The sequence below is a fragment of the Mycolicibacterium sphagni genome (assembly GCF_002250655.1).
In the GTDB taxonomy this organism is placed as follows: domain Bacteria; phylum Actinomycetota; class Actinomycetes; order Mycobacteriales; family Mycobacteriaceae; genus Mycobacterium; species Mycobacterium sphagni.
This window is the reverse complement of record NZ_NOZR01000002.1, coordinates 332,784-355,518: the sequence shown is the minus strand read 5'-3', so window position 1 is coordinate 355,518 and position 22,735 is coordinate 332,784. Positions and strand designations below refer to the sequence as shown.

Here is a 22,735-nt window from a genome sequence, read left to right as displayed (position 1 = left end):
GGGGGAACGTCCGAGCCCTTCGCTCCTGGCCGCTAGGGGGAATGGACCAGGCGTTCATGACGGTAGCGTCCGATGATGTTGCGCCGCAACAGATTGTTGTGAATCGCACCGACTTTCGGTAACTCGCTCTGGACTGGTTACCCGCGCACGTACGTACATTGGCCGTCTCAACCGATGACCCGCATGGTGGCTATCGCGCCGTCATCCTTGAGTGAGACAAGGAAACTGCACGCGGCAGCGGTGCCCTCGTCGGTGATGGTCGCGATGACCATGACATCGCCCTCCTCGGTTCGGTACACGTGGACCAACTCAATCTGCGCGCCTCGGTCAATGAAACGTTCAGCGCACCATGCGTGGATGGCGTCGCTCCCGCGGAATGTCGCTCCCCAATCGTTGACAACCCCAGTACGAGGTGTGAAGCACGCGGCGAATGCGCGACCATCGCCTGAATTCGCCGCCGCGAGCGCAGTCGAGAGTCGGCCGGGAAGTTCCATCATGTGTGGTCGGTAGCTGCGAGGGGATAGGACATCAGGGTGGCGTGCTCCTGATGGCGCGAGTGTCGAGCGCGGGCGGTTGCGGGCTTACCGGCGGTATCCGTCAGCGACAGGGCGGTGAGGCTAGCCCTGGCAACGATCATGAAGGGCGATCCGAGTGCGTGCCACGGGTTCGTGGGCGCCGGATGGACTGGCCGCTGGTAAACAATTTCCATGAGCCTGAAACCTAGCCAGGGATCGGCTTGCGGGGAATTGCAGAACTGAGCCGTATGGCCAACGTCACACGCCTCCTGGCCGGCGGTTCGTGGCCTTGCGGCTTCCGTCCGGACACTCCATTGAGTACGCACCGACTTATTGCAGCAGTGCATGTTTCAAGTGATTCGATGATCAACTTCGTCACCGGTGGGGAGGAAGAAGCCGCTTACGCTGCAAGAACTGAGGATGGAAGGAGTCGGCGCGGTTGCGCTCGGGATCGAGCAACGGCGGTGTGCGCTGAACGAAGCGACCGCGCCAGCCTCTCAATTGTGTCCAGCGAACTGGCTCCGCCCGTTGCTGACCGTACGGATGGGTTGCGGATAACTCTGTCACAGCAACTTATCCGCAGGCAGGAGCGAGGAGTTGCGATCCGGCGATGCGGGCTGTCCACTAGACGGGGAGCATGGCTATTCGGCCATCTATCTGAGAACAGACACGATGTTGCTGGCCGGCTACCCGGGGGAAGCCTGCCATGCTCCGCAGTTACCGCGGGCAATCGAGGAGTTGGCATGGCATTTGTAAGCGACGAGACACTCGGCGAACTTCAAAGGGAACTTGATCATTTCAGGGAAGCGTTGGGGCACAACTCGCTTCGGGCGGCCGCCCACCTCGCGGGCGCAGCCGAGGCTGTGCTGGAAGAAGCCAGCGCGCCGCTCAAGTGTCCCTAGGTTCTAGTACGCCGAGTCATACCTGCGGGGAGTGATCGTGGTCGGTCTTCGTCTCTTTTGCCGAATACTGGGTTGCGCCGCGATCCTCGGTGCATCGGCCTCGCTTCTCATTCCGCTCGCCCTCTTCGTCCTCGACCGATCGAGCCAACGAATCACGTGCGGAACAGCGATGCACGCGGTCGTTACCCGTGCCGCAGCCGAGGATGCGATCAATCATGAGCAGTACCAAACGCGCGGGTTGGGTTTCGCCGAAAGTCACTATGTGGACCAGTGCGAGCACGTCGTCGCCGAAAAGCGCTCCGTCGCTGCAGAAGTCGCAGCGGTGGGTGCCGTGCTCGTGATGTCGACGTTGTACCACCCGCGCAAGCGACGAGTAGCTGGCCCCGATGCGCACGGTCGGAGGCTTGGCCCCGGGCATCGCACCGTAGAACGTCATCCGTTGTTGTTGGTGAGCGCCGCTCCCGACTAGGACTGCGGACCACAATTTAGGCTACGAGAGGTGCCCAGTGCCGGCGTCTCTCTGGCGGAAGACGGTTACGCGACCAGTGGACAGAATCAAGGTGATCCGATCTCTGGGGCTCCTCGGAGAATTTGGACAAACTGACGCGGCGTTCGACATAGGTTCATTCGGAAGGATATTGCCGTGGTTTCGGAATCGCCGCTCTGTCATCGCAACGGGCGGCGCTGATCCACGCTACGTGACCGCGGTGGCCGGGTTGTTATAGGCGTCGCTGGACCCCGCCGGGCGAGCACGTGCCGGTCGTTATCGCAACGCTCGGTGACGTTAAGCCAAGTGCCCTGGTTCATTCCATCCAACGTTCACTCATGGGCGCTACACCTTCACTCGTTTACCGACCGCGGGTGCATCTTCATGAAAGGGAGCAGCGGTGCTTCTTGCGTTGGGGCCTTGGCAAGGGAGCCTGGTCCAGGTGTCGTTGACGCACGGTCCTCTTCCATTGGTCTTGCAGGCAGGCACCTGCGTTGTCCTGGTGCTGGCGGTGGGTGTGCGCAGTCGCCGGTGGTGGTCGGTGTGGGGACCTGGAGCTGTGCTTTCCGGCGGCTTACTGGCATTGTGGGCCTACCTGCTCATCACGTCGGAGGGAGTGGCCGGCGAACCCGCGCCGCCGATGTTGTGGATATGGCTGGGGCTCACTGGCGTAGCGGCGTTGTGGCTGGTTGCCGGTTGGCAGACCGATTGGTGGAGGCGTGGCTGCGCGTTGTTGGCTGTGCCACTGTCAGCGTTGTGCGCCGCCGAGACCGTCAATACCTGGGTGGGTTATGTTCCCACGGTAGGCGCGGCGTGGAGCGACCTCGTGTCAGAGGCAATGCCGGATCAAGCGGACGGGGCTGCGGTCAGGGCGATGCAGCAGGCGGGCAGGCTGCCGCCGAAAGGCGCTGTCGTCGTGGCCACCATCAACACCAGCAACCCGACGTTCAAACACCGTGACGAGTTGGTGTATCTGCCGCCGGCCTGGTTCGCGACGACACCGCCACCGCATCTACCGACGCTGATGATGATTGGCGGTGAGTTCAACACGCCCACCGACTGGCTGCTTGCCGGCGACGCGATCGACACCGTCGATCGGTTCGCTGCGGCCCACGCGGGCAATGCGCCGGTGCTGGTGTTCGTTGACTCCGGCGGTGCCTTCAACATCGACACTGAGTGCGTCAACGGGCCGCGCGGCAACGCCGCGGACCATCTGACGAAAGACGTTGTCCCGTATATGACGTCCCACTTCGGGGTGAGTCCGGACCCGGCCGACTGGGGTGTCGTTGGATTTTCCGCCGGCGGAACCTGTGCGCTCGACTTGACGGTGATGCACCCGGATCTGTTTCACACCTTCGCCGATATCGCCGGGGACCTCGGACCCAACTCGGGAGACAAGAGCCAGACGATCGATCGCCTTTATGGGGGCAGTCTGAATGCGTGGGAGTCCTTCGATCCGAGCCTGGTGATGAGCCGACATGGCCGCTACAACGGGGTCTCCGGGATGTTCATCGTCTCAGGCGCACGATTCGACGACCGCAACCAACTCGTCGGATTCAACGAATCGGAGCACGCGATTGCCACGACACTGTGTGATATCAGCCGTCGCAACGACATCTCCTGTGCGGTGACGGCCCATCCCGGAAAGCACGACTGGCCTTTCGCCGGAGGCGTATTCGCCACGACGCTGCCCTGGGTGGCCGGCCGAGTTCACACTCCCGGCGTCGCGCCGATAGCCCTCCCGGCAACCTCCACCCCAACCGGGCCGACCAGACCACACAGTGGTCATTGAGTGTCGACAGTGCCCCATGGGCCGGTTATGTGAGCGTGGTGACCTCGACGGTGCCGCTCATGTAGTTGGTGGCGTACAGATGAGTGCCGTCGGGGCTCACGGCGATGCCGGTGCCGGTGCCGTCGTCGTAGGTCGCCACTGTGGTGACTGTGCCGGTGGCGAGATCCAGTTTCGATACGCTGCTGCCGCCGTTGGTGATGTACAGCGAGCCGCCGTCAGGGCTCTTCACGATCTGCTGCACCCCGGCTGGAATGCGGATGTACTGCGTGGCCGTGGCAGAGCCCAGGTCGACGACCGCGACCGCCGGACCAACAGTCGAGACGAACCGCTCTGCGATGTAAAGCGTTGAGCCGTCGGCGCTGACGACCGGGTCCAACGGGTTGACCACGTCGTCGCTTTGGCCGCCGATGTAGATGCGGGTCGCTCCGGTCAGGGTGCCCGGGCTGGGGATGACATCCATGTAGTTGGATTCGTAATCTGTGACGTAGAGAGTTCCACCGACGCTGGCGACCCCGCTGGGCCGGACGGTATCCCCATCGCCAAGCAGGGTGGTGGTGCGGACTGTGTTTGTTGCGGTGTCGATCTGTATCACCTCCGCCTGGGTGATGTTGTTGCCGTCGATGGCGACGTCGAGGGTGCTGCCGTCGGCGCTGAGCGCGAGTGCGTCCGGGTTGGCACCGACGGTGACCGTGGCGGTGACGGTGTTGGTGGCGGTACTGATCACCGACACGGTGCCGTCGGCGAAATTGTTGACGTAGACGTGCTTTCCGTCGGCAGCCATTATGATCGCGCTGGGGGAGTTGCCGACGGTGATGGTGGCGGTGACGGTGTTGGTGGCGGTACTGATCACCGACACCGAGTTGCTGGCGTAGTTGGTCACATAGAGATGCCCGCCGTCGGGCGTGATCGCCAGTTCTTCGGGGTTCGTGCCGACCGATATCTTGACTGGCCCAGAACTGGCGGCGGTGGGACTGATTGGTACGCTGACGGTTTCGTTCGCGGAGGCACCGGTCGCGTTGGTGGCGGTCACAGTGAAGCTGTCAGTGGTCGGACCGCCGGTTGCGGCGTTGGTGCGCGCAGTGGTGGTCGGGGTGTAGGAGAAGCTCCCGTTGCCGGTGAGGCTGACCGTTCCCAGACTGGGGTCGGACGTGACGGTGTACGTGAGTGTGCGTCCAGCTGGGTCAGTGAAATTAGCTGTGCCGGTGACGGTTCCAGTGTCTGTGGCCGGGGCTCCCACAGTGGGCGTACCGGGGACGGGGGTGTCGGCCAGTGCCGTCTGAGTGATGGTGACGACCTTCGTCGAGGTCGCGCCGCTGGTATCGGTGGCGGTGATCGTGATGGTGTCGGTGGCGTGGCTGGGGTTGGTGACGACGTCGGCTGGGGTGTATCCGGCAGCGGGAGTGAAGGTCAGGGTGCTGGTCTGAGCGGGGCTGGGGCTGACTGTTCCCTGCGAACTCGTGGCCGTGTAGGTCACGGGGTTGTTGGCCGAGTCGCTACTGGTGACCGTGATAGTGGTGACCCCGGTATGGGGATCGGGGGTTCCCGCGGTGGCGTTGATAGTCACCGTGGCGACAGGTGTGCCGACTGCGGTGACGGTCAGGCGCACCGCGACCGTCGGCTCCGAGGTGACGCCGAGCAGCCCGAGCAACCCGTGGATGGACGACGGATTGGCAGAGTTGGCGTCGCTGACCGTGACGCGGAAGCTGTCTGTCCCGCCACTGGCAGCTTCGGTCGCGTTGGGTGTGTAGCTGAACGATCCGTCGTCATTGATGGTGACGGTGCCCTTCGAGGGCTGGGTGGCCACCGTATAGGTGAGGTGATCGCCGTCGGGGTCGGTGGCGTTGAGATTCCCGGTGATGACGCCGGTGTTCGGATCTTCGGTGTCGATGGTGGGTTTGGCACTGGGGTAGCGGTTGTTGATGCGGTATTCGGTTTCCCGCACGGCGATCCACGCGGCGGCCAGCGGGTCGGGAACGGGCAGCGGAGGAATGGGCAGATGGTGGTCCAGGATCGAGAGTCCGGACCAATTCAGAACGTCGGAGACGATCCCGGCCAACGTGACAGGAGCTGTCACTGGCGCGGGGTAGGCGGCTGCCGGTTGCACGGTGGCAGCGATGCGGGTGGTGCTGTTAGCCGCCGGGCTGACAGTGGCCGTGCTGAGCGGCTGCTGAGTGGTCGATGGACGATGCGCTGTCGTAGGTGCGATCACGACGCCTGCGGCCGGTTGGGCGTCGCTCCCCCTGGTATCGGTAGTGGCCGGGTGCCGTGCGGGCTGGGCTGCGGGCTGGCGGGTGCCGCTGGACCTGGCCGATGATCCCTCGGAATGGTGAGGTGTACTGCTCGACGGGTTGTCAGCGCTGGCGATACCCTGGCCCGCGGCCATGGCGGCTCCGAGCCCTAACGCCACCGATCCCGCGCGCAGCCAGGTGGTGATGGAAGTCGTTTTGGACCGGCGATGACGGGCTTTGCTTCGGTCGGCTCGGGGTCGTGCGGCCATGTCGATGTCCTTCAGCGCTTGTGGCGAGGCGAAGCCATCAACAGCTGTCCGCCCCCGTTCGGATCTGCCGGTTGACCATAAGCACGGGGAGAGGTCGGCTACATCTGGGAAATTACTACAAAGTCAACTGCCGCTTCACCTGTCAGGAAGGCGACAGCGGGTCCACCGCGAGGGCGTGATAGAGCTCGCTGCGGGAGTGGATCCCGAGTTTGCGGTAGATACGGGTCAAGTTGACCTCGACAGTTTTCCTCGTGATGAACAGGGTCGAGGCGATGTCGCGATTGTTCATGCCTGCGGCCGCGAGGTCGGCGATGCGCTGCTCAGTCGTTGTCAGGCCGAACGGGTGGCTACCGCGGTGCGTGACACGGTCGAGTTCGGTGCGAACCTGTGAGACCCACAGCGGCATCACGGCATTCTCGAAAATGCTGAGCGCCTCACCCAACGCAGCAGTCGCCGCGCTCGGATGCCGCAGGCGCCGTTCGAGCTTGCCCAGCAGGAGCAGTGTGCGCGCGCGCTCGATGGGCATGGGCACTCGGTCATGCTGGGTTAGAGCCTGACGCGCCGCAGTCGCGGCAGCACCCACCTCACCGCGCGCCGCCAGCAGCATGGCGCGGCAGCGGGAACCGACAGCCATCGCCCACGGCCGATCGAGTCGCCCCCCGTTGCGCTCGAGGGTGGCAACCAACGGCTCGGCGTCATCGAGCCGGCCGAGACTGATCATCGCTTCGATCGCATCGGGGAGGAACCCGACGGTGAGCACTTCGGTGGAGCGGGGCATGAGATCTACCATCGGCATCAACGGTTCCAGCACCGCGAGCGCTTGGGCATGGTTGCCCAGCGACAGTTCCAGGAATCCGTGGATGGTTACTGCCCACGACAGCATGAGCACGTAGCCGCTGTCCTGGCCGGCAGCCATTGCCTCTTGCAGGTAGGTGCGGGCATCGTCGACGCGGCCCTGGTACGCAGCGACCGCGGCCTGCAGCGATGATCCGATGAACAGCGACGCGTCCCCACCGATGAGGCGGGCGCGCTGCCTAGCCTCATCAGCGGTCTCGGCGGCCCGGCCCAAATCAGCACTCCAGATATCGAATACGACGAGCTGAAAGGCGATGAACATCAGCTCGCCTTCTTCGCCGCGTGCGACACAGTGCTGGCCCGCCCGATACAAGGCGTCCCGGGCGCTCTGCAGGTGCCCGGTCCAGCCCATCAGCAGCGCGTTCTGCACACTGGGCCGAAAAGCCACGGGCATAGCCGATTCGGGTGCGGCAAGGTCCAACGCCTGATTGAGGTCGGCGACAGCGAAGCCGTCGCCGTTCATGAACTGCATCATCGCCCGCATGCTCAACGCCCGGCCCAGCGGCTCACGTTCACCCAGCAGCCGGGCTGTGGCGACAGCTTCCTCGGCGGTCGATAGCGCGGATTCGACTTGCGCGGTATTCAATTGGGCAAACGCCACTGCCGTGAGAAGGTGCACCCGCAGGGTCGAGGGATCGGGGCAGTCGGCCAAGGCGCGCCTGCCCAATTCGGCAGCTTCGAGGAAACTGTCGTCGTGCAGACGCACCAACATCAGCAGTTGTAATGCTTCAGCGCGTGTCGAACCCGGGGCCAGTTCAGCAACCGCTGCGTCAAGGACGTGGCGAGCCTGGCGAAGATCGCCAGAGGCAAACAGGCATTGTCCCAATCGAATTCGCCGCCAAGGAGACTCGTCGTTAAGACGGACCGCTAGTTCCAGCAGTTCGGCTGCGGCAGCTGGGGCGCCGCGCGCGCGAGCGATGTCGGCCGCGTCGTCGAGCGCGGCCAGCGTCGCAGGTTCACCGGTCGGGTCGGCGAGCGCCAGATGGCGGGCGCGGACCTCGGGTGCCGTGACGGCGCCGGCAATGCTCCGATGCATCGCCCGGCGGCGTGCCGGGGAGACGCCCCTCGCGACCGCGTGGGCGAGTAGAGGATGGGTGAACTGCACACGGCTCCCGTCGATGGCGATGACGCCGTGGGCCTCTGCGGTTTCCAGCATGTCGACGGCGCGCACGGGAGTCACGCCGATGGCTGCGGCGACCACCGGGATCGTCGGTGCCGCCAGGCTCGCGATTGCCAGCAGGGCGTCTTCTGCGTCGCCCTGGACCGTTGCGATCCGCGCCCGGGTTAACTCAGCCAGACTCTCGGGCATCAGGAGATCGCTGTCATGGCCGTGCTCGTCGGTAGCTCGCGCTAATTCCAATGCGTAGAAGGGGTTTCCGCCCGACACCTGGTGGATGCGCTGCAGGCGTGAACGGGCAATACGAGCCGTTGCCCGCGCGTCGAGCACCTCCTGAAGTTCACCGGCCGTGAACGGCTGCAACTGGATTCGGGTTAACGCTTCGGGAGTGGCGAGCTCCACCCATCTGCTCGCCGGGCCGGAGCCGGTGCGCAGGGTGCAGGCCACCGCCATCCCGGCGGTGAGTCTGCGGACGGCGAAGCGGATCGCTGCTGCGCTCGAAGCATCGATCCATTGCAGGTCGTCAATGGCCAGTATGACTGGTGATTCAGCTGCCAGCCGACGGAGCACCGCCAGCAGTGCGGCGCCGACGGCTCGTTGATCTAGCGGCGACGCGCCAGTATCGGGTTCGCGCAGTAGGGCCGCGGCCAGCCCGTGACGCTGCGGTGCGGGCAGATCGGTCCACAGGGCTGGGTCGACGTCTGCCAGCAGATCGGCAAGTGCCGCGTAGGCCAGCACCGATTCGGCTGCGGTGCCCCGCGCGGCAAGAACGCGGAAACCATTGGTGCGAGCGAGTTGCAGGCCGTGCAGCCACACTGTCGTCTTACCGATGCCGGGGTCGCCTTCGATGACGAACCCCGCGCTGCCCGCGGCTACGGTGGCCAGCAGGTTGCTGATGGCGGTGATCTCGTCGCGTCGTCCGACTGGCGGGCTGGATGGCGGATCGGTACCAACGTCCGCATCTACAGCGACGACCTCGCACCGTGCCGATGCGTTTGCCATAGTGCAGCTCGTTTGCTGATTCGACGCGACGGGGCAGATGCAAACGCTTGTCGCCTTTGCTCATCCTTACTGTACTGTCAGCTACCACCCTCAGTCTGTACATTTGCTGTGTGTGGGCTCCGCTCCAGCTGTGGGTCGAGTGCCGTTTCGCGTGGTCAGTGCTTCATCGATGGGCAGCTGCCGTTGTCGGCCGGACGCAGGCTGATCATGTCGGCTTGCAAGGTCCCGCCGCCGTCGGTGTTGCCGCGCGCGGTCACGCACTTGCCCTGGGCGATCTCCTGGGCGCTGGCCGGAGCCCGCTTGGCGTAGGTCGTGGAGTCGGACAGGTCGACGGTCGTCGGGGATGTGCCGCCGGACGTCGTCACCGCCAAGGTGTTGCCGCCAACCGAGGTCACTGTGCCGCGCAGCCCCTGATGACCCGAAGGTCCGCCGGGCGCTTGGGCAGATGGGGAGCCGGCCGATTGCCGCCCCCCGGTGAAGCATTGGCCGTCTCGTGGTGCGCTGATGAGGACCGATGCCGCCGTCACCGATGAGTCTTGCCCAGCAGCGGTGCCTCGTGCCGGACGCACGGAGACGCAGCTGCCGACCGTGACGTCGGTGAGGGCCGCCGGGGTCACCTCGGAAACCTTTGTCGCCGACGAGAACCCGACCGTGGCTGAGGCGTTGTTTTGGGTCACCACCAGCGTGTTGCCGGTGACCGAGGTGATCAGGCCTGCCACGTGGTCTTTGCCGCCGCCTTTGGGCGCAGGCGATGTGCCCGACGTCGTCGGCGCCGTCGCGCTGCTGGTCCCTGATGCTTGTGGCTGCTGCGAGGAATTCGATGAGGTCTGCGATCCTCCGCAGGCCGCCACCGACAATGCGGTGATGCCAATCAGGATCGGTAGCGCGTATCCGCGTCGCGTCAGGGACGCCGGAGCTGTATCAGTCATGGCTTCACAGTCGGCCGGTGGACTGAGACTGCGCTTTATGGCACTGATGAGGTAGCTGTGCGCGCAGGCCAATCGCGGTCGTGGTGACAGACGGTTTACCGGCCGATCCATTCTTTGCGGCGGCGCTGTATATGTTGACTTTCCTGCGCATCGGCACGAGCCATCCATCTTGTCGCAACCGGGATCAACAACAGCGAGCCGAGGCCGGAGTCTCGGTGCACGGCGCAACGCACTGCGGCCAACGCGCTCGGGCGATGTGCCGGAAATTGACTCCGGCGCAGGGGCGGTCCCGTATACCAGACCTATGAAGGCCTCTGCGTATGTCGGTCGGGTAGGCGGTTTGGCGGTTTCGCTGGGGATCGGCGCGGCCCTGGCCTCGGCAAACGCCATCGCATGGGCGGACACCGGTGATTCAGGCGGCACTCACGCGACCGCATCCGCCGGCGGGCATGCAGGCCCGCAAACCGCTAAGGCAACGGCGAGCGCGAAGCCCCGGGCCTCGACTCAGACGTCGGTGACTTCACCTGCGGCGCAGGCGACGGTCGCCGCAACCGCCGTGACGCCGACCGCGTCGGCATCCCCGGCTCCCCGCAACCCGCTCAGATCCGCCGAGTCCGCGATAGCGAGCTTCGAAACGGCGTTGGAAGGCGCATATGCCGCGAACCGATCCGGTGGCGGCGGGGCCACGACGCCGCGGGCGGCCGCCGCGGCGGCGGTAACCAGCGCAGCGACGACCTCGCCCTCGGCGAGCGCTGCACATATCGTGGTACCGCCCAATCTGACAGCGGTGTTTCAGCAGGTGATCTACACGCCACTTCACGCCGTCGTGCAAGCGTGGATCCTCAGTCAGATCGGCAGGCAGGTCGACGACTTCATCAACACAGCGACCGGGTCGTTTGTGATCGGCAACGGCGCGGACGGCACGGACAGCCACCCAGACGGCGGTGCCGGCGGCTGGCTTCTCGGCGACGGCGGGGCCGGCTGGGACAGCACCGAGGATGGCGCCGTCGGCGGTGCCGGCGGCGCGGGCGGAGCGTTGGGCAACGGCGGCAAGGGCGGATCGGGTGGAGCCGGTGCGGCAGGCGGTGCCGGGGGAGCAGGTGGATCGCTGATGGGCATCGGCGGTACCGGCGGCGACGGCGGCGCGGGTGCCGCGGGCGGAGCCGGGGGTGACGCAACAGGCCTGGTGTTCGGCATCGGTGGTCACGGCGGCGTGGGCGGTGACGGTCCCGACGGCGGCCGCGGTGGCAACGGCGGTAACGGCGCGGCGTTCTTGGGCAGCGGGGGCGATGGCGGTAACGCGGGGAAGAGCAACGTGGGTGGCGACGCGACGGGATTGCCGGCGCTCGGCGGTGCCGGCGGCACTGCGGGCTGGCTGGGCAGTCACGGCGCCGTCGGCAAATCCGGCGTTACGGCTGCGGCCCAAACCGCCAGCGGATCACTGCCGGTGCTGTCGAGCGCCGGCACCTGGCTGACCACCAGCGACGGGCAGGTCGTCATCCTGCACGGGGTCAACGAGGTGTACAAGCTGGCGCCCTATGAACCTTCCGCCAGCGGTTTCAACGAAGCGGACGCACAGTTCTTGGCGGACAACGGATTCAACGCTGTGCGGCTGGGCGTGATCTGGGCCGCCGTCGAACCCGAGCCCGGCGTTTTCGACACCGCATATCTCGACTCGATCCAGCAGACCGTGAATATGCTGGCCGATAATGGGATCTACACCATCATCGATATGCACCAAGATCTCTACAGCGGCACGTTCTACGGTGAAGGCGCCCCCGCCTGGGCGTCGGACGGCGGCGGTCTGCCCAACAAGAATGCCGGATTCCCGGGGAACTACTACGTCAACCCCGCGCTGAACCACGCATGGGATGCGTTCTGGGGTAACGCCGATGCGCCGAATGGTATCGGGCTGGAGGATAATTACGCGTTGGCATGGGAGAACGTCGCGAGCTACTTCAGCGGCAACTCGGCGGTCATCGGCTACGACGTCATGAATGAGCCGTTCCCGGGGGCCAACTATCCAGTCGCCATATTGGGCGGCTCGTTCTTCGCGACTCAACAACTGACCCCGATGTACAACCAGGCGGCCGCCGCGATTCGCGCCGTCGACCCGAACACCCCGCTTTACCTGGAACCGCCGAACCCCGCGGTGACCGAAATTCCCACTCTCCTGGGTATCCCGGTGGCGCTGCTGGGGCACGTCAATGACCCGAATGTCGTTCTGGCGTTCCACGATTACTGCGGCCCCATTGGTGGTGCGTTATGCACCAAGATCGCCAATACGCTTGCCGTACAAGCGCAGAACTACTCGAAGAGTCACAACGTCCCAGCGGTGATGGACGAGTTCGGCGCCACCAGCGACGCGTCGATCCTGACCAAGGAGATGGCGGCGGGCGACCGATACTTGATGAGCTGGTCGGAGTGGGCCTACACCGGCGTAGGGGACGTCACTGGGTCGCCCGACGTGGAGGCGCTGGTGTACGACCCGACGCTGCCACCGGTCGGCGACAACGTGAACACCGGCAACTTGGCGATACTGGCATCGCCGTACCCCCAACTGGTCTCCGGTACCCCGAACTCGTGGTCGTTCAACAACGGCACGTTCGACTTCAGCTATTCCACAGCGAAAGTCGACGGCTCCGGTGCTTTCGCCGACGGAGCGTTGACGACGATTTCAGTTCCCGCTGTGGAGTATCCGAATGGCTACACGGTAACGGTTACGGGTGGGCACGTGGTCTCTACCGCGAACGCCGCCCAGTTGGTCATCGCGTCAGACTCCGGCGCTGCCACCGTCAGCGTCGTTGTCAGCCCGGCCTGATGCTCACAGGGCTTCGTGGCCCTGCTCGCCGGTACGCACCCGCGTCAATGATTCGACGGGTGTCACCCAGACCTTGCCGTCACCGATCCTGCCGGTACGAGCTGCGGCAATGAGGGCGGTCACCACAACGTCGACATGGTCGTCGTCCACGACGATGTCCACGCGAGCCTTGGGGATGAAATCCACCCGGTATTCCGCGCCGCGGTATACCTCGGTGTGTCCCTTCTGGCGACCGTAGCCGCGAACCTCGGACACGGTCAGTCCGTGTACTCCGGCTTCGTCAACGGCGGTACGGATATCGTCGATCGTGAATGGCTGCACCACAGCAGTTATCAGCTTCATGGGAACTCGCCTCTAGTCGACCCGGCCGCCGACGAGAGCCTCGTCGGGATAGGCCTCTTCTTGGTGGACCCCGATATCGCCCTGCTCCAGCACCTCGTCGGGTGCGCGCAGTTTCATGAACAGGCTCAACACTTTCAGAATGGCGAAGGTGATAAACGCGTCCCAGACAATGATGGTCAGCGCGGCGCAGAGCTGAACCAGGATCTGCGCCGGATGGTGGCCCCACAACCAGCCCGCGGCGGTGACGTCACTGACATCCTTGCCGTTGCCGAGGTAGATGATGACATTCGGGTCGGCGAGGACGCCGACAAGTAGGCCGCCGATCAGTCCAGCCACGCCGTGAGTGTGGACGACGCCGAGGGTGTCGTCGACCTTGGTGAACAACTTGGTGCGGCCCAACCAATTCCACGACATCCACACCAGCGACGAGGTCACGACGCCGATGATCATCGCGCCGAAGCTGTTGACGTACCCGGCGGCCGGAGTGATGCCGACCAGTCCGACGATCATTCCGTTGACCGCGCCGAGGAAAGTAGGCTTGCGTTCGCGGCTCACAAAGATATCCCAGATGACCCATGTCAGCAGGGCACAGGCGGTGGCGAGGTTCGTATTGAGCACTGCCAGCGAGGCATTCGCGCCGGCGAAGTACGGGTCCCCGCCATTGAATCCATTCCATCCCAACCAAAGGATCCCGGCGCCAACCGCAGCCATCGGCAGGTTATTGGGTACGGCCCGTTCACGGTCGCGGGCCAGACGCGGACCGATCACTGCCGCGGCGACGAATCCGGTTGTGCCGGCCGCCAAGTGGATGACGTAACCACCGGAGTAGTCCAGCGCGCCGGTGCTGAACAGACTGCTGGCTCCGGCGTGAGCTTGTCCCCAGAAGCCGCCGCCCCAGACCATAAATGCGTTGACCGAGTAGGCGAGGGTGGACCACAGCGGAACGAAGATCAACCACACTTTGAAGCTGATTCGGCCGATCACGCTACCCAAGAACAACAGCGGGGTGATGGCGGCGAAGACGAACTGAAAGTACGCCAGGGTGCTCTCGGAGAATCGGAACTTGGGCATGGAACCGTCGAGCAACGGGATCAGTGCTTGCTCTTGGTTCGCCGTGCCCAGGATGGAACGGGGCTTTCCTATGACTGATTCGAGGATGCCCGGGCCGAGCTTCATCGGTTCGCCGAAGCCCATCTTGAAGCCCCACAGCACCCAGACGACCAAAACCAGCGAGAAGCCGGTGAAGGCCATCAACATCGTATTGACAGCCCACTTCTTCTGGACGATGCCGGCATACAGGACTGCTATGCCGGGGATGCTCATCAGCCCGACCAGGGTCGCGGCTACCAGCTGCCAGGCGTTGTCTCCAGGGTTGAGCCAGTCAGGATAAGGGTTCACTGCAAGCGCCTCCGGTCGATGGGTACGGCTTAATGCAAATGGCAAAATCTTGACCCGGATGCGTTTCCCCTGCGTGATCTCGTGTTAACTTTCGATGTCGCGTTGAATCAGCAATAACATTCACAATTTACTCACTGCAATTACACGTAGTTCGACAAGCAAGTAGACAGCTCGCGTGCAGAGATTGCGCAGCGATCTCACGGTATTTATGCCGCTCATTGCCATGGGGCGGACTGCAATTGCATGGCATAACCGGACGCGGCTCTCCGTTTATTCGACACAGGGGAGTGCGGTATGCCTAGCACGCTTAATTAATTGATCAGCGCAATTGGGCTATTGAGTAAGTGGCCTCTCCAGGACCACAATCGGCAAATAGGGAAGTGGCATGGTCGCAGGAGTTGTATGCAGATGCGTCGGCGTCTTGGTCGAGCCTGGGCCGCTGCCGTCGCACCGAGCCACAATCCGATGTTGCGTTGGACCGATCGGGTCCAGGCCTGGGTTCTGCTGGTGGCGATCATGCTCGGACTGGCCATCGGCGCGCTGTGCACGGCCGGCAGCATCCACGTCTTCCGTTCCCATCTCGAGCAGTATCAGGACTCACAGACACACCGCGCTGTCGCAGCGACCGTTGTAGAGACCGCTCCGGGGCACCCTCAGCCGCATCAGAACAGCACTCCGGTGATGGCGATGTGGCTGGTCGGCGCCGGCGGTGCACGAGGTGGAGAAAACCTCCTGTCGTACAGCGGGTGGGTTCGGTCGGGGCGACAGGTCAGCGGGGGCGATCATGTGCGCATCTGGATCGACGACGAGGGGTTACCGACCACCGCGCCGACGCCCTCCTGGCAAGCCGGCGTCGATGCAGCCGCGTTTGGCATTGGTCTTGGCCTCGTCGGCGCGATGGGGCTGGTCGCACTGGTGCGGTTGATCGCGATGCCGCTCGACCGCATCCGGCTCGCGCAGTGGGAAGCCGAGATCGCCACGCTTGCAGGAAAAGGACGGCGCAACCGCCCTCAGTCCTAACAGCCTCGTTTGTCAGGCTGCTCGAATGCCGGCGGCGCGACATTGCGTCTGAACGGCTTGGGCGTGCGCGTCGTGTTGCGCGTATGCCTGTCGGCACCACTCGCGGGCGGCATCGCCGCACTGGTGCTCAACACCACCGCCCATGGAACTCGCCAGGGCGACCGTGACACAGGTCTGTCTGGTGCCTTGCGGATCGGCGGCACGGCTTACCAGCACGCACACCAACGTCGCCACGATGATGGTGGCAAGGACGCATCCGGCCACAATTGCCGCCGTTCGTCGCTCCCGGCGGGTGAGTGGATTCGTGGGGGGCGTCTTTCCTGCGTTGGGCGTGGGCGGTTCCTTCTCGAGGTTGGTCAGTTCGTCCACCATAGACATTGGCCGCTGAATGGGCGCCTGTTATCCGCCGATACCCGAACGTATCAACCCATTCGGGTCGTACTTCTGGCGAATGGCGTTGAAACGCTGCAGATTCGGTCCTAGGTACCGGGACAGCGGGTCGCCGGCTTCTGGATAGTTGATGTATCCGCCCGCCGACGTCGACCCCAACGTCTGATGGGCGGCGGCCAGCCACATGTTGGCCGTGTCGGGAGCGGCCTCGGTGTACCACTGAACCGACGCCGCCTGCCGCCGCCACGGGAAGGCGCTGCCCGCCGGCTCGACGTCGCTGACCGCGCCCGAGAGTGATTCGACCACCGCCGTCGCCGAACCCGCGGAATCGGGCCACGCCGACATCGCAGCGACGATGGAATCGGCTGCCGCCGAGCTCATCTCGCCGATGATGTCCGAGCCGGCCACGAACGCTCGCGGCACCTTTGCGGCATCGCCGCCCTCGAAGTAGTGCACGAACTCGAGGCGGCTGAGTGTCTGGGTACGGGTTGACGATGCCGAAAGTCCGGTGGTGGTGAGCATCTGGCCGGCGACCGAAGCCCCGGTGCCCGGGGGTGTCGCCAAGATGACCGTGCACCGTCCGGGTCCGTCGCCCGCTGTGATGTTGACCATGCCCCAGATATCCCGCGGGGCGGCACTGAGCCAGCCGTGCCAGCCGGTGATCACCGCCGACGCGGACTCCATCGGGAAGGTCAGTGTGGCCACGTCGCGGTCGGTGGTGGGACAGGTGCGGAACGTCAATGACGTCACCACCCCGATATTGCCGCCACCACCGCCGCGCAGCGCCCAGAACAGGTCATCGTGATCCTGGGCGGACGCGGTCACCACGTCGCCGCTGGGCAACACCAGCGACGCCGACTGCAACGTGTCACAGGTGAGACCGCGCAGCCGCGCGTCCGAACCCAGCCCGCCGCCCAGCGTCAACCCCGCGACGCCGACGGTCGGGCAGCTGCCGGACGGAATCGACCGGCCCCGAGCCGCGAGCTGGGTCTGCACCGAATCCAGATCCGCCGCGGGCGCCAGCGTCACCACGTCACCGCCGGTGTCGACCGGCTTGGGCAGCCGACGGAGATCGAGCACCAGCGTTCCGTCGAGCGCTGAGGCGCCGAGATAGGAGTGGCCGCCGCTGCGCACGCTGATCCCGATGTTGTTCGTCGCGGCGAACGCCACTGCCTTCTGCACATCGGATAGGGAAGCCACGGTGACGACCGCCACCGGCGTGGAACCGCTGAACCGGGTGTTGAAGACGCCTTTGGCTGCCGCGTAGTCGGAGCTGGACGGCAGCATCAGGCCGCCGTCCAGTTGGCCACCCAGTGCGGTCCAGTCCGGCAGGGCCGGGCCCGACACCGCCGTAGGAGTCACCGATCGACACGAGCCCAACAGGGCTGTGCCCGCCAGCCCACCGAGTGCCCGCCGCACGAACGCCTGGCGGGAAATTTCCCCCGACATGGGCGGAATGCTAGTGCTACTCCAAGACGAAAACCGGGATCAACCGTGTGGTTTTGGTCTGGTACTCCGCGTAGGGCGGGTATGCCGCAACAGCCAGCTCCCACCAGTGCTCGCGCTCGTCGCCGGAGACCTCGCGGGCGGTCAGGGTGACGACCTTGTCGCCGTCTTGAGCGGTCACGGTGGGGTTGGTCTTGACGTTGAAGTACCACGACGGATGCGCCGGGTCGCCGCCCTTGGAGGCGACCATTGCGTAGCGCCCGTCTTCTTCGACGCGCATCAGCGGCACGTAGCGCTTCTTGCCGGACTTGGCTCCTGTGGTGGTGAACAGGACGATCGGCCGGTCCAGGACCTCGACGCCGTCGGTGGTGCCCTGCTTCAGGATCTGTTCGGTCTGGTCGCGCACCCATTCGGTGGGGCTCAGTTCGGCGTGTTCAGTCATGGCGGGCGCAACAGCGGCGGGTGCAGCCCTATTCCCGAAGTCTGTCGCACGCAGATTCACGACGATCCGATATCTCTGGCGGGGGAGTTGTGTCGCCCATGATGGCGAGGCATCCAATGCCAACGGAGGATCTGCGATCGTGCAACCCAGTAGCTATCTGTCGAACTTGTCCGCTCAGCGTCGGCACCACTTGCAGCCGTTCGTCTGGGAGTGGGAATGGCAGTCATTGGGCCACTGTGTTGGTCAACCCGGGGAGCTGTTCTTTCCCGAAGACAGCCCCCGCGGAGATCGCCGCAAGCTCGAGCAGCAAGCCAAGGTCATCTGCGGGAGTTGCCCTGTGCGGTCACGTTGCCTCGAGCACGCGTTGAAAACGCCTGAGCCATACGGAGTTTGGGGTGCGACAACGGCTCGCGAACGGGACGAGGGTGAGCTGCGGCGGCGGAGCCTGAGCCCCGCGGCAGCCGGCCGCTCGAGGCTGGCGCGGCTCGGTTAGCGCGCCGCGCCCACGAACGGGATCGAGGCCGGCGCCACTTCGGTCCGCGTGCCGTCGAACAGGCCGCGCTCACGCAGAATGGGGATGACCCCTTCGCCGAACCAGAACAGTTCCTCCAGGTGCGGGTATCCGGAGAAGATGAACTCGTCGATGCCGATCTCGGCGTACTCGGCGATTCGGTCGGCCACCTCGGCGTGACTGCCGACCAGAGCCGTGCCTGCACCGCCGCGCACCAGGCCGACGCCGGCCCAGAGATTCGGGGCGACCTCCAGGGTGCGCGCGTCGTGCCATGAGCCGTCGGCGCGGTGTGTCTGGTGCAGTGCGAGCATCCGCCGCTGTCCTTCCGACTGGCTGCGGTGCAGGCCCGCTTGTGCCGAGCGGACGGTCTCTTCGTCGAGCGCGGCCACCAGCTTGTCGGCCTGTGTCCATGCCTCGTCGGCGGTGTCGCGCGAGATGGTGTGAAGGCGGATTCCGAACCGGACGGTGCGGCCTTCTTCGCGGGCCAGCGCACGGATCCATTCGATCTTCTCGCTCACCGCAGCCGGCGGCTCGCCCCATGTCAGGTACACGTCGGCGTGGCGTGCGGCGATGGGCCCGGCTGCAGCCGAGCTGCCACCGAAGTACAGCGGCGGCACCGGATTCGGCGGGATGGCCAGCGAGGCTTCCTCAACGCTGATGTACTCGCCGTGTGTCGTGACCGTCTCGCCCCGCCACAGCCGGTTGACGATGTCGAGGAACTCATCGGCTCGGGCGTAGCGCGCGTCTTTGTCGAGATGATCGCCGAATGCCCGCTGTTCGTGGGCTTCTCCACCGACCACCACGTTGAGCAGAATGCGGCCGGGTGCATGCCGGGCGAATGTCGCGGCCATCTGCGCTGACAGTGTCGGGCTCACTAGTCCGGGCCGGAAGGCCACCAGGAAGGCGAGCGACGTGGTTTCGCGTGCGAGCAGTGCGGCCGTGATGAACGCGTCCTCGCACCAGGCGCCGGTCGGTATCAGCGCTCCGGTGAAACCGAATGTTTCGGCGCCGCGCACGATCGAGGCGAGATAGTCGATCGACGCGTCGCGGTCGCTGTGGGCAGCGCCCGCAGGTGTGCCGTGACCGCCACCGACGATCAGGCGGCTGTCGCCGTAGGTGGGAAGGAACCAGTGCAATTTCACGGACATGGCGTGAACACTAACCAGACTGCGGCAAGCCGGAAAACGCGTCGATCTCCGTCAGCGAGGGGGTCCGGTGCAGTACGTACGCGGCGGAACGGTCCAGATGCGTTGGTGCGCTCCAGTCGGGCACAGGTTGTAGTCCGCCATCTCATAGCGTTGCAATACTTTGAATTCCGCTGATTTTTCGGTGCACAAAACCGACCTGAGGGTGTCGGTGCGGGCGGAGTGTCCTTGCACCGTGGCGTAGCAGTGATCGACCAACAGGTTCGGGATGAAGCAGACCGTCGAGTCGTCGTTGGTCCAGCGTGCAAAGTCGGTGTCGGCCTTTGCGCCGTCGGGGCACGCTGCATCCCGTCCACCGGTGCTGACCACCTCGAAGACTCCCGCCGCATTGGTGCACTCGGTGATGTCGTGTGCCCCGATCGCACCCGATGCCATCGCTTCGCCGGTGATGCACTGGCCGATTTTGACTGGGGGAGGGACATTTTCAGCCGCGCTGGAGTCGCCGGCAGCCATCGTTGCCCGGATGACGACTGCCACGAGGCTTATCGCGATCAGGATCGAGCCGCCGATGATCAGACCCCGACCGGCGGTGGGTCGTGGGGGCGGTGCCGGCGGATAACCCGGCGGCGGGAAACGGCCGGCGTAGGGCGGGTACAGGGGATAGCCGGGAACAGGCGACTGATATGGGGGCTGGGCGCGTCGGGACTTCGACCGGTCGTGTAGTCCTATGACCAGCAGAATGATGCCGATAATGGGGAACAGGAGCAGTCCGATCAGGCGGCCGAAATTCTCGGCTGCGTTGCCGTCGGCAAGCAGCGCAGCAGAGGCGGTGTAACTGAGCAGGGTCACTGGTCGTTGACTCTAGCCTCGATCGGATTAGCCTGCGGACATGATCTTCAAAGAGGAGTCGGCATGACGCCCAGGGTGCAGGTGGCGGTCCTCGACGACTACCAGAACGTTGCTCTCGAGATGGTCGATTGGTCGGTGGTGGCCGAACGCGCCGACATCACGGTGTTCAACGACCACGTGTTCGACTCCGACGAACTCGTCGCGCGGCTGGCGGCCTTTGATGTCATCTTTGTCATGCGGGAGCGAACTCCACTGCCGCGCAGCATCATCGAACGTCTGCCCCGGCTGAAGATGATCGCCTCCACCGGGCCGTTCAATGCCTCCATCGACATGGCGGCCGCCGAGGAGCACGGTATCCACGTCGGAACCACCGGTGGCACTGTGGCGTCGACCGTCGAGCTGACCTGGGCGTTGATCCTGGCCGGAGCCCGCAATCTCGTCGGCGAAAGCGTCTCGGTCCGCGATGGTGGCTGGCAGACCTCAGTGGGGCGCGAACTGTCTGGGCGAGTGCTCGGCGTTCTCGGGCTGGGCCGCATCGGGGCTCGGGTGGCTCGCATCGGCGAGGCGTTCGGAATGGATGTCATCGCTTGGAGCCAGAACCTCACCCCGGAGGCGGCCGCCGAAGCCGGCGCGACATATGTCGGCAAGGAGGAGCTGTTCGGCCGAGCCGACGTGCTGACCATCCACATGAAGCTCAGCGAACGGTCCACCGGCCTGGTCGGCGCCGCCGAACTGGCCCTGATGAAGCCAACCGCTTTGCTGGTCAACACCTCTCGGGGACCATTGATCGACGAGGCGGCGCTGGTCGAGACCCTGACAGCCAAGCGCATTCGCGCCGCCGCGCTCGATGTGTTCGACACTGAGCCGCTGCCCGAGGGGCATCCACTGCGCACGCTGGACAACGTCATCGCCACACCGCACATCGGCTATGTCGCCGACCGTCCCTATCGGATCTTCTTTTCCGATGCTGTCGCGGCAATCGCGCAGTGGCTTGACGGGCGCTGATCAGTAGGCGTTCGGATCCTGTTGGACGGCAGCGGGAACCGGATGCTGATAGAGCCGTGAAGCGTTCTCCCAGGTCACCTTTCGGACGATGTCCGCAGGGAGGCCGTTGATCTGCTCACGGATGGTGCGCTGGGTGTGCGGCCACGTCGAGTCGCAGTGCGGGTAGTCGGCCTCGAGCAGGATGTTGTCCGCCCCGATTCGCTCGTACTGGATGAACGACGACTGGTCTTCGACCGCGCAGAACCAGAAGTTGCGGGTGAAGACCTCCGCCGGTGTCAGGGTTTCGCCGAGCGCCTTCCACGTCCCGTACATCTCGTGATAGCTCAGCATGTGATCGAGTCGGTCCAGAAGCCCTGCTACCCAGCCGATTCCACCTTCGGACAGGCATATCTTCAGGTCGGGGTGGCGGCTGCACACGCCTGAGTACAACCAGTCGACCGCCGCGGTGATGGCGTAGGCGAAGAACAGCACGCCTGCGACGTCGGGCGGCGCATCGTCGGTGGTCGACGGGGACGTGCCCGACGATCCGATGTGCAGGTTGATCACCGTCCCGGTTTCCGCGCAGGCGGCCATCATCGGTTCCCAGTAGCCCGAGTGGATGGTCGGAAACCCCAGCAGTGCGGGGTTCTCACTGAATGTCACCGCATGGAAGCCGCGTTCGGCGTTCTCGTAGATCATCTTTGCGCCGACCTCGGGATCCAGCAGCCACGGCAGCTGACAGGGAATGATCCGGCCCGGGTACGTGCCGGCCCAGGAGTCGATATGCCAGTCGTTCCACGCCCTGACCGAGGCCATCGCCAAGTCGCGGTCGGTGGTCACCTGCTGCAGCCGCTGCCCGGCGAAGCCAGGGAGGAACGACGGAAAGTTCAGCGACGCGTACACGCCGTTGAGGTCCATGTCGGCCACCCGGGCATGGATATCCCAGGCGCCACGGCGCATTTCGTCGAACCGGGCCGGCTCGAAGCCGTACTCCGACACCGGCCGTCCGACAACGGCATTGAATCCGACGTTGGGCAGCGACTGGCCGTCGTAGACCCAGGTCTGCCCGCCGTCCGCGGTATCGACCACCCGTGGCGCCCGGTCGGCGAATTTGGCCGGCACCCGTCCCTCGAAGGTATCCGGCGGCTCGACGATGTGGTCGTCGACGGAGATGACGGTGTAATAGCGTTCTGCGCGTTCGGGTTCGGGCAGGAAAGTGACCCTGCGTTCGGCACCGGTCTTGGCGGTGGTGAAGTTCAGGTTCGACTGCAGCTCGTCGATGGAAGCCATG

20 protein-coding genes are annotated in these 22,735 nt (G+C 64.9%); 6 read left to right on the top strand and 14 right to left on the bottom strand.

Annotation, left to right across the window (positions count from 1 at the left end; translation table 11 throughout):
- Positions 1 to 167 precede the first annotated feature (167 nt).
- Entirely contained in the window at positions 168 to 494 is a 327-nt protein-coding gene (locus CG716_RS31045) for a nuclear transport factor 2 family protein (RefSeq protein ID WP_272938265.1), read from the bottom strand.
- Positions 495 to 1,258: 764 nt separating this feature from the next.
- Between CG716_RS31045 and CG716_RS30060 the strand changes: the two genes are divergently transcribed.
- The gene (locus CG716_RS30060) at positions 1,259 to 1,417 is read left to right on the top strand and encodes a hypothetical protein (RefSeq protein ID WP_165774010.1); all 159 of its coding nucleotides are present in this window, start codon (positions 1,259 to 1,261) and stop codon (positions 1,415 to 1,417) included.
- 16 nt (positions 1,418 to 1,433) lie between these two features.
- Here CG716_RS30060 and CG716_RS03720 read toward each other — a convergent pair whose 3' ends face one another.
- The gene (locus CG716_RS03720) at positions 1,434 to 1,853 is read right to left on the bottom strand and encodes a hypothetical protein (RefSeq protein ID WP_094476528.1); all 420 of its coding nucleotides are present in this window, start codon (positions 1,851 to 1,853) and stop codon (positions 1,434 to 1,436) included.
- Positions 1,854 to 2,346: 493 nt separating this feature from the next.
- On the opposite strand from CG716_RS03720, the gene CG716_RS03715 reads away from it, so the two are divergent.
- A complete protein-coding gene (locus CG716_RS03715) occupies positions 2,347 to 3,696 on the top strand; it encodes an alpha/beta hydrolase (RefSeq protein WP_234817692.1) in 1,350 nt (449 codons plus the stop codon).
- Positions 3,697 to 3,721: 25 nt separating this feature from the next.
- Here CG716_RS03715 and CG716_RS31040 read toward each other — a convergent pair whose 3' ends face one another.
- From CG716_RS31040 to CG716_RS30650, 4 genes are all read right to left on the bottom strand, one after another.
- Positions 3,722 to 6,193 (bottom strand): cadherin-like domain-containing protein, encoded by a 2,472-nt coding sequence (locus tag CG716_RS31040; RefSeq protein WP_094476526.1) that lies wholly within the window; start codon positions 6,191 to 6,193, stop codon positions 3,722 to 3,724.
- A 142-nt stretch (positions 6,194 to 6,335) separates the two neighbouring features.
- Positions 6,336 to 9,167, bottom strand: coding sequence for a helix-turn-helix transcriptional regulator (locus tag CG716_RS03705; protein WP_094476524.1), 2,832 nt, complete (start codon positions 9,165 to 9,167; stop codon positions 6,336 to 6,338).
- A 155-nt stretch (positions 9,168 to 9,322) separates the two neighbouring features.
- On the bottom strand, positions 9,323 to 10,096 hold the full coding sequence (locus CG716_RS03700) for a DUF5666 domain-containing protein (protein WP_133066862.1): 774 nt from the start codon (positions 10,094 to 10,096) through the stop codon (positions 9,323 to 9,325).
- 504 nt (positions 10,097 to 10,600) lie between these two features.
- On the bottom strand, positions 10,601 to 10,873 hold the full coding sequence (locus tag CG716_RS30650; protein ID WP_234817691.1) for a hypothetical protein: 273 nt from the start codon (positions 10,871 to 10,873) through the stop codon (positions 10,601 to 10,603).
- A 10-nt stretch (positions 10,874 to 10,883) separates the two neighbouring features.
- Here CG716_RS30650 and CG716_RS30640 point away from each other — a divergent pair, with 10 nt between their 5' ends.
- Positions 10,884 to 12,917 carry a cellulase family glycosylhydrolase gene (locus CG716_RS30640; protein ID WP_272938263.1) on the top strand — a complete coding sequence of 678 codons (2,034 nt, stop codon included), beginning with the start codon at positions 10,884 to 10,886 and terminating at the stop codon, positions 12,915 to 12,917.
- 3 nt (positions 12,918 to 12,920) lie between these two features.
- On the opposite strand, the gene CG716_RS03690 is transcribed toward CG716_RS30640, so the two are convergent.
- Together CG716_RS03690 and CG716_RS03685 are read right to left on the bottom strand one after the other, a co-directional pair.
- Positions 12,921 to 13,259, bottom strand: coding sequence for a P-II family nitrogen regulator (locus CG716_RS03690; RefSeq protein WP_094476518.1), 339 nt, complete (start codon positions 13,257 to 13,259; stop codon positions 12,921 to 12,923).
- A 12-nt stretch (positions 13,260 to 13,271) separates the two neighbouring features.
- Positions 13,272 to 14,657, bottom strand: a complete 1,386-nt coding sequence (locus CG716_RS03685; protein ID WP_094476516.1) for an ammonium transporter — start codon at positions 14,655 to 14,657, stop codon at positions 13,272 to 13,274.
- Positions 14,658 to 15,059: 402 nt separating this feature from the next.
- On the opposite strand from CG716_RS03685, the gene CG716_RS03680 reads away from it, so the two are divergent.
- Positions 15,060 to 15,677, top strand: coding sequence for an Rv1733c family protein (locus tag CG716_RS03680; RefSeq protein ID WP_094476514.1), 618 nt, complete (start codon positions 15,060 to 15,062; stop codon positions 15,675 to 15,677).
- A 12-nt stretch (positions 15,678 to 15,689) separates the two neighbouring features.
- Here CG716_RS03680 and CG716_RS03675 read toward each other — a convergent pair whose 3' ends face one another.
- From CG716_RS03675 to CG716_RS03665, 3 genes are read right to left on the bottom strand one after another with little or no spacing between them, the layout of a single operon-like run.
- On the bottom strand, positions 15,690 to 16,046 hold the full coding sequence (locus CG716_RS03675; protein ID WP_133066860.1) for a hypothetical protein: 357 nt from the start codon (positions 16,044 to 16,046) through the stop codon (positions 15,690 to 15,692).
- A 30-nt stretch (positions 16,047 to 16,076) separates the two neighbouring features.
- Complete coding sequence (locus CG716_RS03670) at positions 16,077 to 17,516, bottom strand: FAD-binding oxidoreductase (RefSeq protein ID WP_094476510.1); 1,440 nt, start codon at positions 17,514 to 17,516, stop codon at positions 16,077 to 16,079.
- A gap of 16 nt (positions 17,517 to 17,532) precedes the next feature.
- The gene (locus tag CG716_RS03665; protein ID WP_094476508.1) at positions 17,533 to 17,955 is read right to left on the bottom strand and encodes a nitroreductase family deazaflavin-dependent oxidoreductase; all 423 of its coding nucleotides are present in this window, start codon (positions 17,953 to 17,955) and stop codon (positions 17,533 to 17,535) included.
- Here CG716_RS03665 and CG716_RS03660 point away from each other — a divergent pair.
- Positions 17,954 to 18,448 carry a WhiB family transcriptional regulator gene (locus CG716_RS03660; protein WP_094476506.1) on the top strand — a complete coding sequence of 165 codons (495 nt, stop codon included), beginning with the start codon at positions 17,954 to 17,956 and terminating at the stop codon, positions 18,446 to 18,448. The genes CG716_RS03665 and CG716_RS03660 overlap by 2 nt on opposite strands.
- Here the strand turns inward: CG716_RS03660 and CG716_RS03655 are convergent.
- Both CG716_RS03655 and CG716_RS03650 read right to left on the bottom strand, forming a co-directional pair.
- Positions 18,445 to 19,614 (bottom strand): LLM class flavin-dependent oxidoreductase, encoded by a 1,170-nt coding sequence (locus tag CG716_RS03655; protein WP_165774009.1) that lies wholly within the window; start codon positions 19,612 to 19,614, stop codon positions 18,445 to 18,447. The genes CG716_RS03660 and CG716_RS03655 overlap by 4 nt on opposite strands.
- Positions 19,615 to 19,665: 51 nt before the next feature.
- Positions 19,666 to 20,460: a hypothetical protein gene (locus tag CG716_RS03650; protein WP_094476504.1), complete on the bottom strand. Its 795-nt coding sequence runs from the start codon at positions 20,458 to 20,460 to the stop codon at positions 19,666 to 19,668.
- Positions 20,461 to 20,523: 63 nt separating this feature from the next.
- On the opposite strand from CG716_RS03650, the gene CG716_RS03645 reads away from it, so the two are divergent.
- Entirely contained in the window at positions 20,524 to 21,465 is a 942-nt protein-coding gene (locus CG716_RS03645; protein WP_094476502.1) for a D-2-hydroxyacid dehydrogenase family protein, read from the top strand.
- On the opposite strand, the gene CG716_RS03640 is transcribed toward CG716_RS03645, so the two are convergent.
- The gene (locus CG716_RS03640) at positions 21,466 to 22,734 is read right to left on the bottom strand and encodes an amidohydrolase family protein (RefSeq protein ID WP_094476501.1); all 1,269 of its coding nucleotides are present in this window, start codon (positions 22,732 to 22,734) and stop codon (positions 21,466 to 21,468) included.
- Position 22,735 lies beyond the last annotated feature (1 nt).

Bases quoted from the DNA above. Each gene is read 5' to 3' on its own strand.
- CG716_RS03670 (WP_094476510.1), bottom strand. From the start codon at position 17,516: ATGTCGGGGGAAATTTCCCGCCAGGCGTTCGTGCGGCGGGCACTCGGT.
- CG716_RS03705 (WP_094476524.1), bottom strand. From the start codon at position 9,167: ATGGCAAACGCATCGGCACGGTGCGAGGTCGTCGCTGTAGATGCGGAC.
- CG716_RS30060 (WP_165774010.1), top strand. From the start codon at position 1,259: ATGGCATTTGTAAGCGACGAGACACTCGGCGAACTTCAAAGGGAACTT.
- CG716_RS31040 (WP_094476526.1), bottom strand. From the start codon at position 6,193: ATGGCCGCACGACCCCGAGCCGACCGAAGCAAAGCCCGTCATCGCCGG.
- CG716_RS31045 (WP_272938265.1), bottom strand. From the start codon at position 494: ATGGAACTTCCCGGCCGACTCTCGACTGCGCTCGCGGCGGCGAATTCA.
- CG716_RS03660 (WP_094476506.1), top strand. From the start codon at position 17,954: ATGGCGGGCGCAACAGCGGCGGGTGCAGCCCTATTCCCGAAGTCTGTC.
- CG716_RS03655 (WP_165774009.1), bottom strand. From the start codon at position 19,614: ATGTCCGTGAAATTGCACTGGTTCCTTCCCACCTACGGCGACAGCCGC.
- CG716_RS03640 (WP_094476501.1), bottom strand. From the start codon at position 22,734: ATGGCTTCCATCGACGAGCTGCAGTCGAACCTGAACTTCACCACCGCC.
- CG716_RS03645 (WP_094476502.1), top strand. From the start codon at position 20,524: ATGACGCCCAGGGTGCAGGTGGCGGTCCTCGACGACTACCAGAACGTT.
- CG716_RS03720 (WP_094476528.1), bottom strand. From the start codon at position 1,853: ATGACGTTCTACGGTGCGATGCCCGGGGCCAAGCCTCCGACCGTGCGC.
- CG716_RS03700 (WP_133066862.1), bottom strand. From the start codon at position 10,096: ATGACTGATACAGCTCCGGCGTCCCTGACGCGACGCGGATACGCGCTA.
- CG716_RS03680 (WP_094476514.1), top strand. From the start codon at position 15,060: ATGCAGATGCGTCGGCGTCTTGGTCGAGCCTGGGCCGCTGCCGTCGCA.
- CG716_RS03665 (WP_094476508.1), bottom strand. From the start codon at position 17,955: ATGACTGAACACGCCGAACTGAGCCCCACCGAATGGGTGCGCGACCAG.
- CG716_RS03690 (WP_094476518.1), bottom strand. From the start codon at position 13,259: ATGAAGCTGATAACTGCTGTGGTGCAGCCATTCACGATCGACGATATC.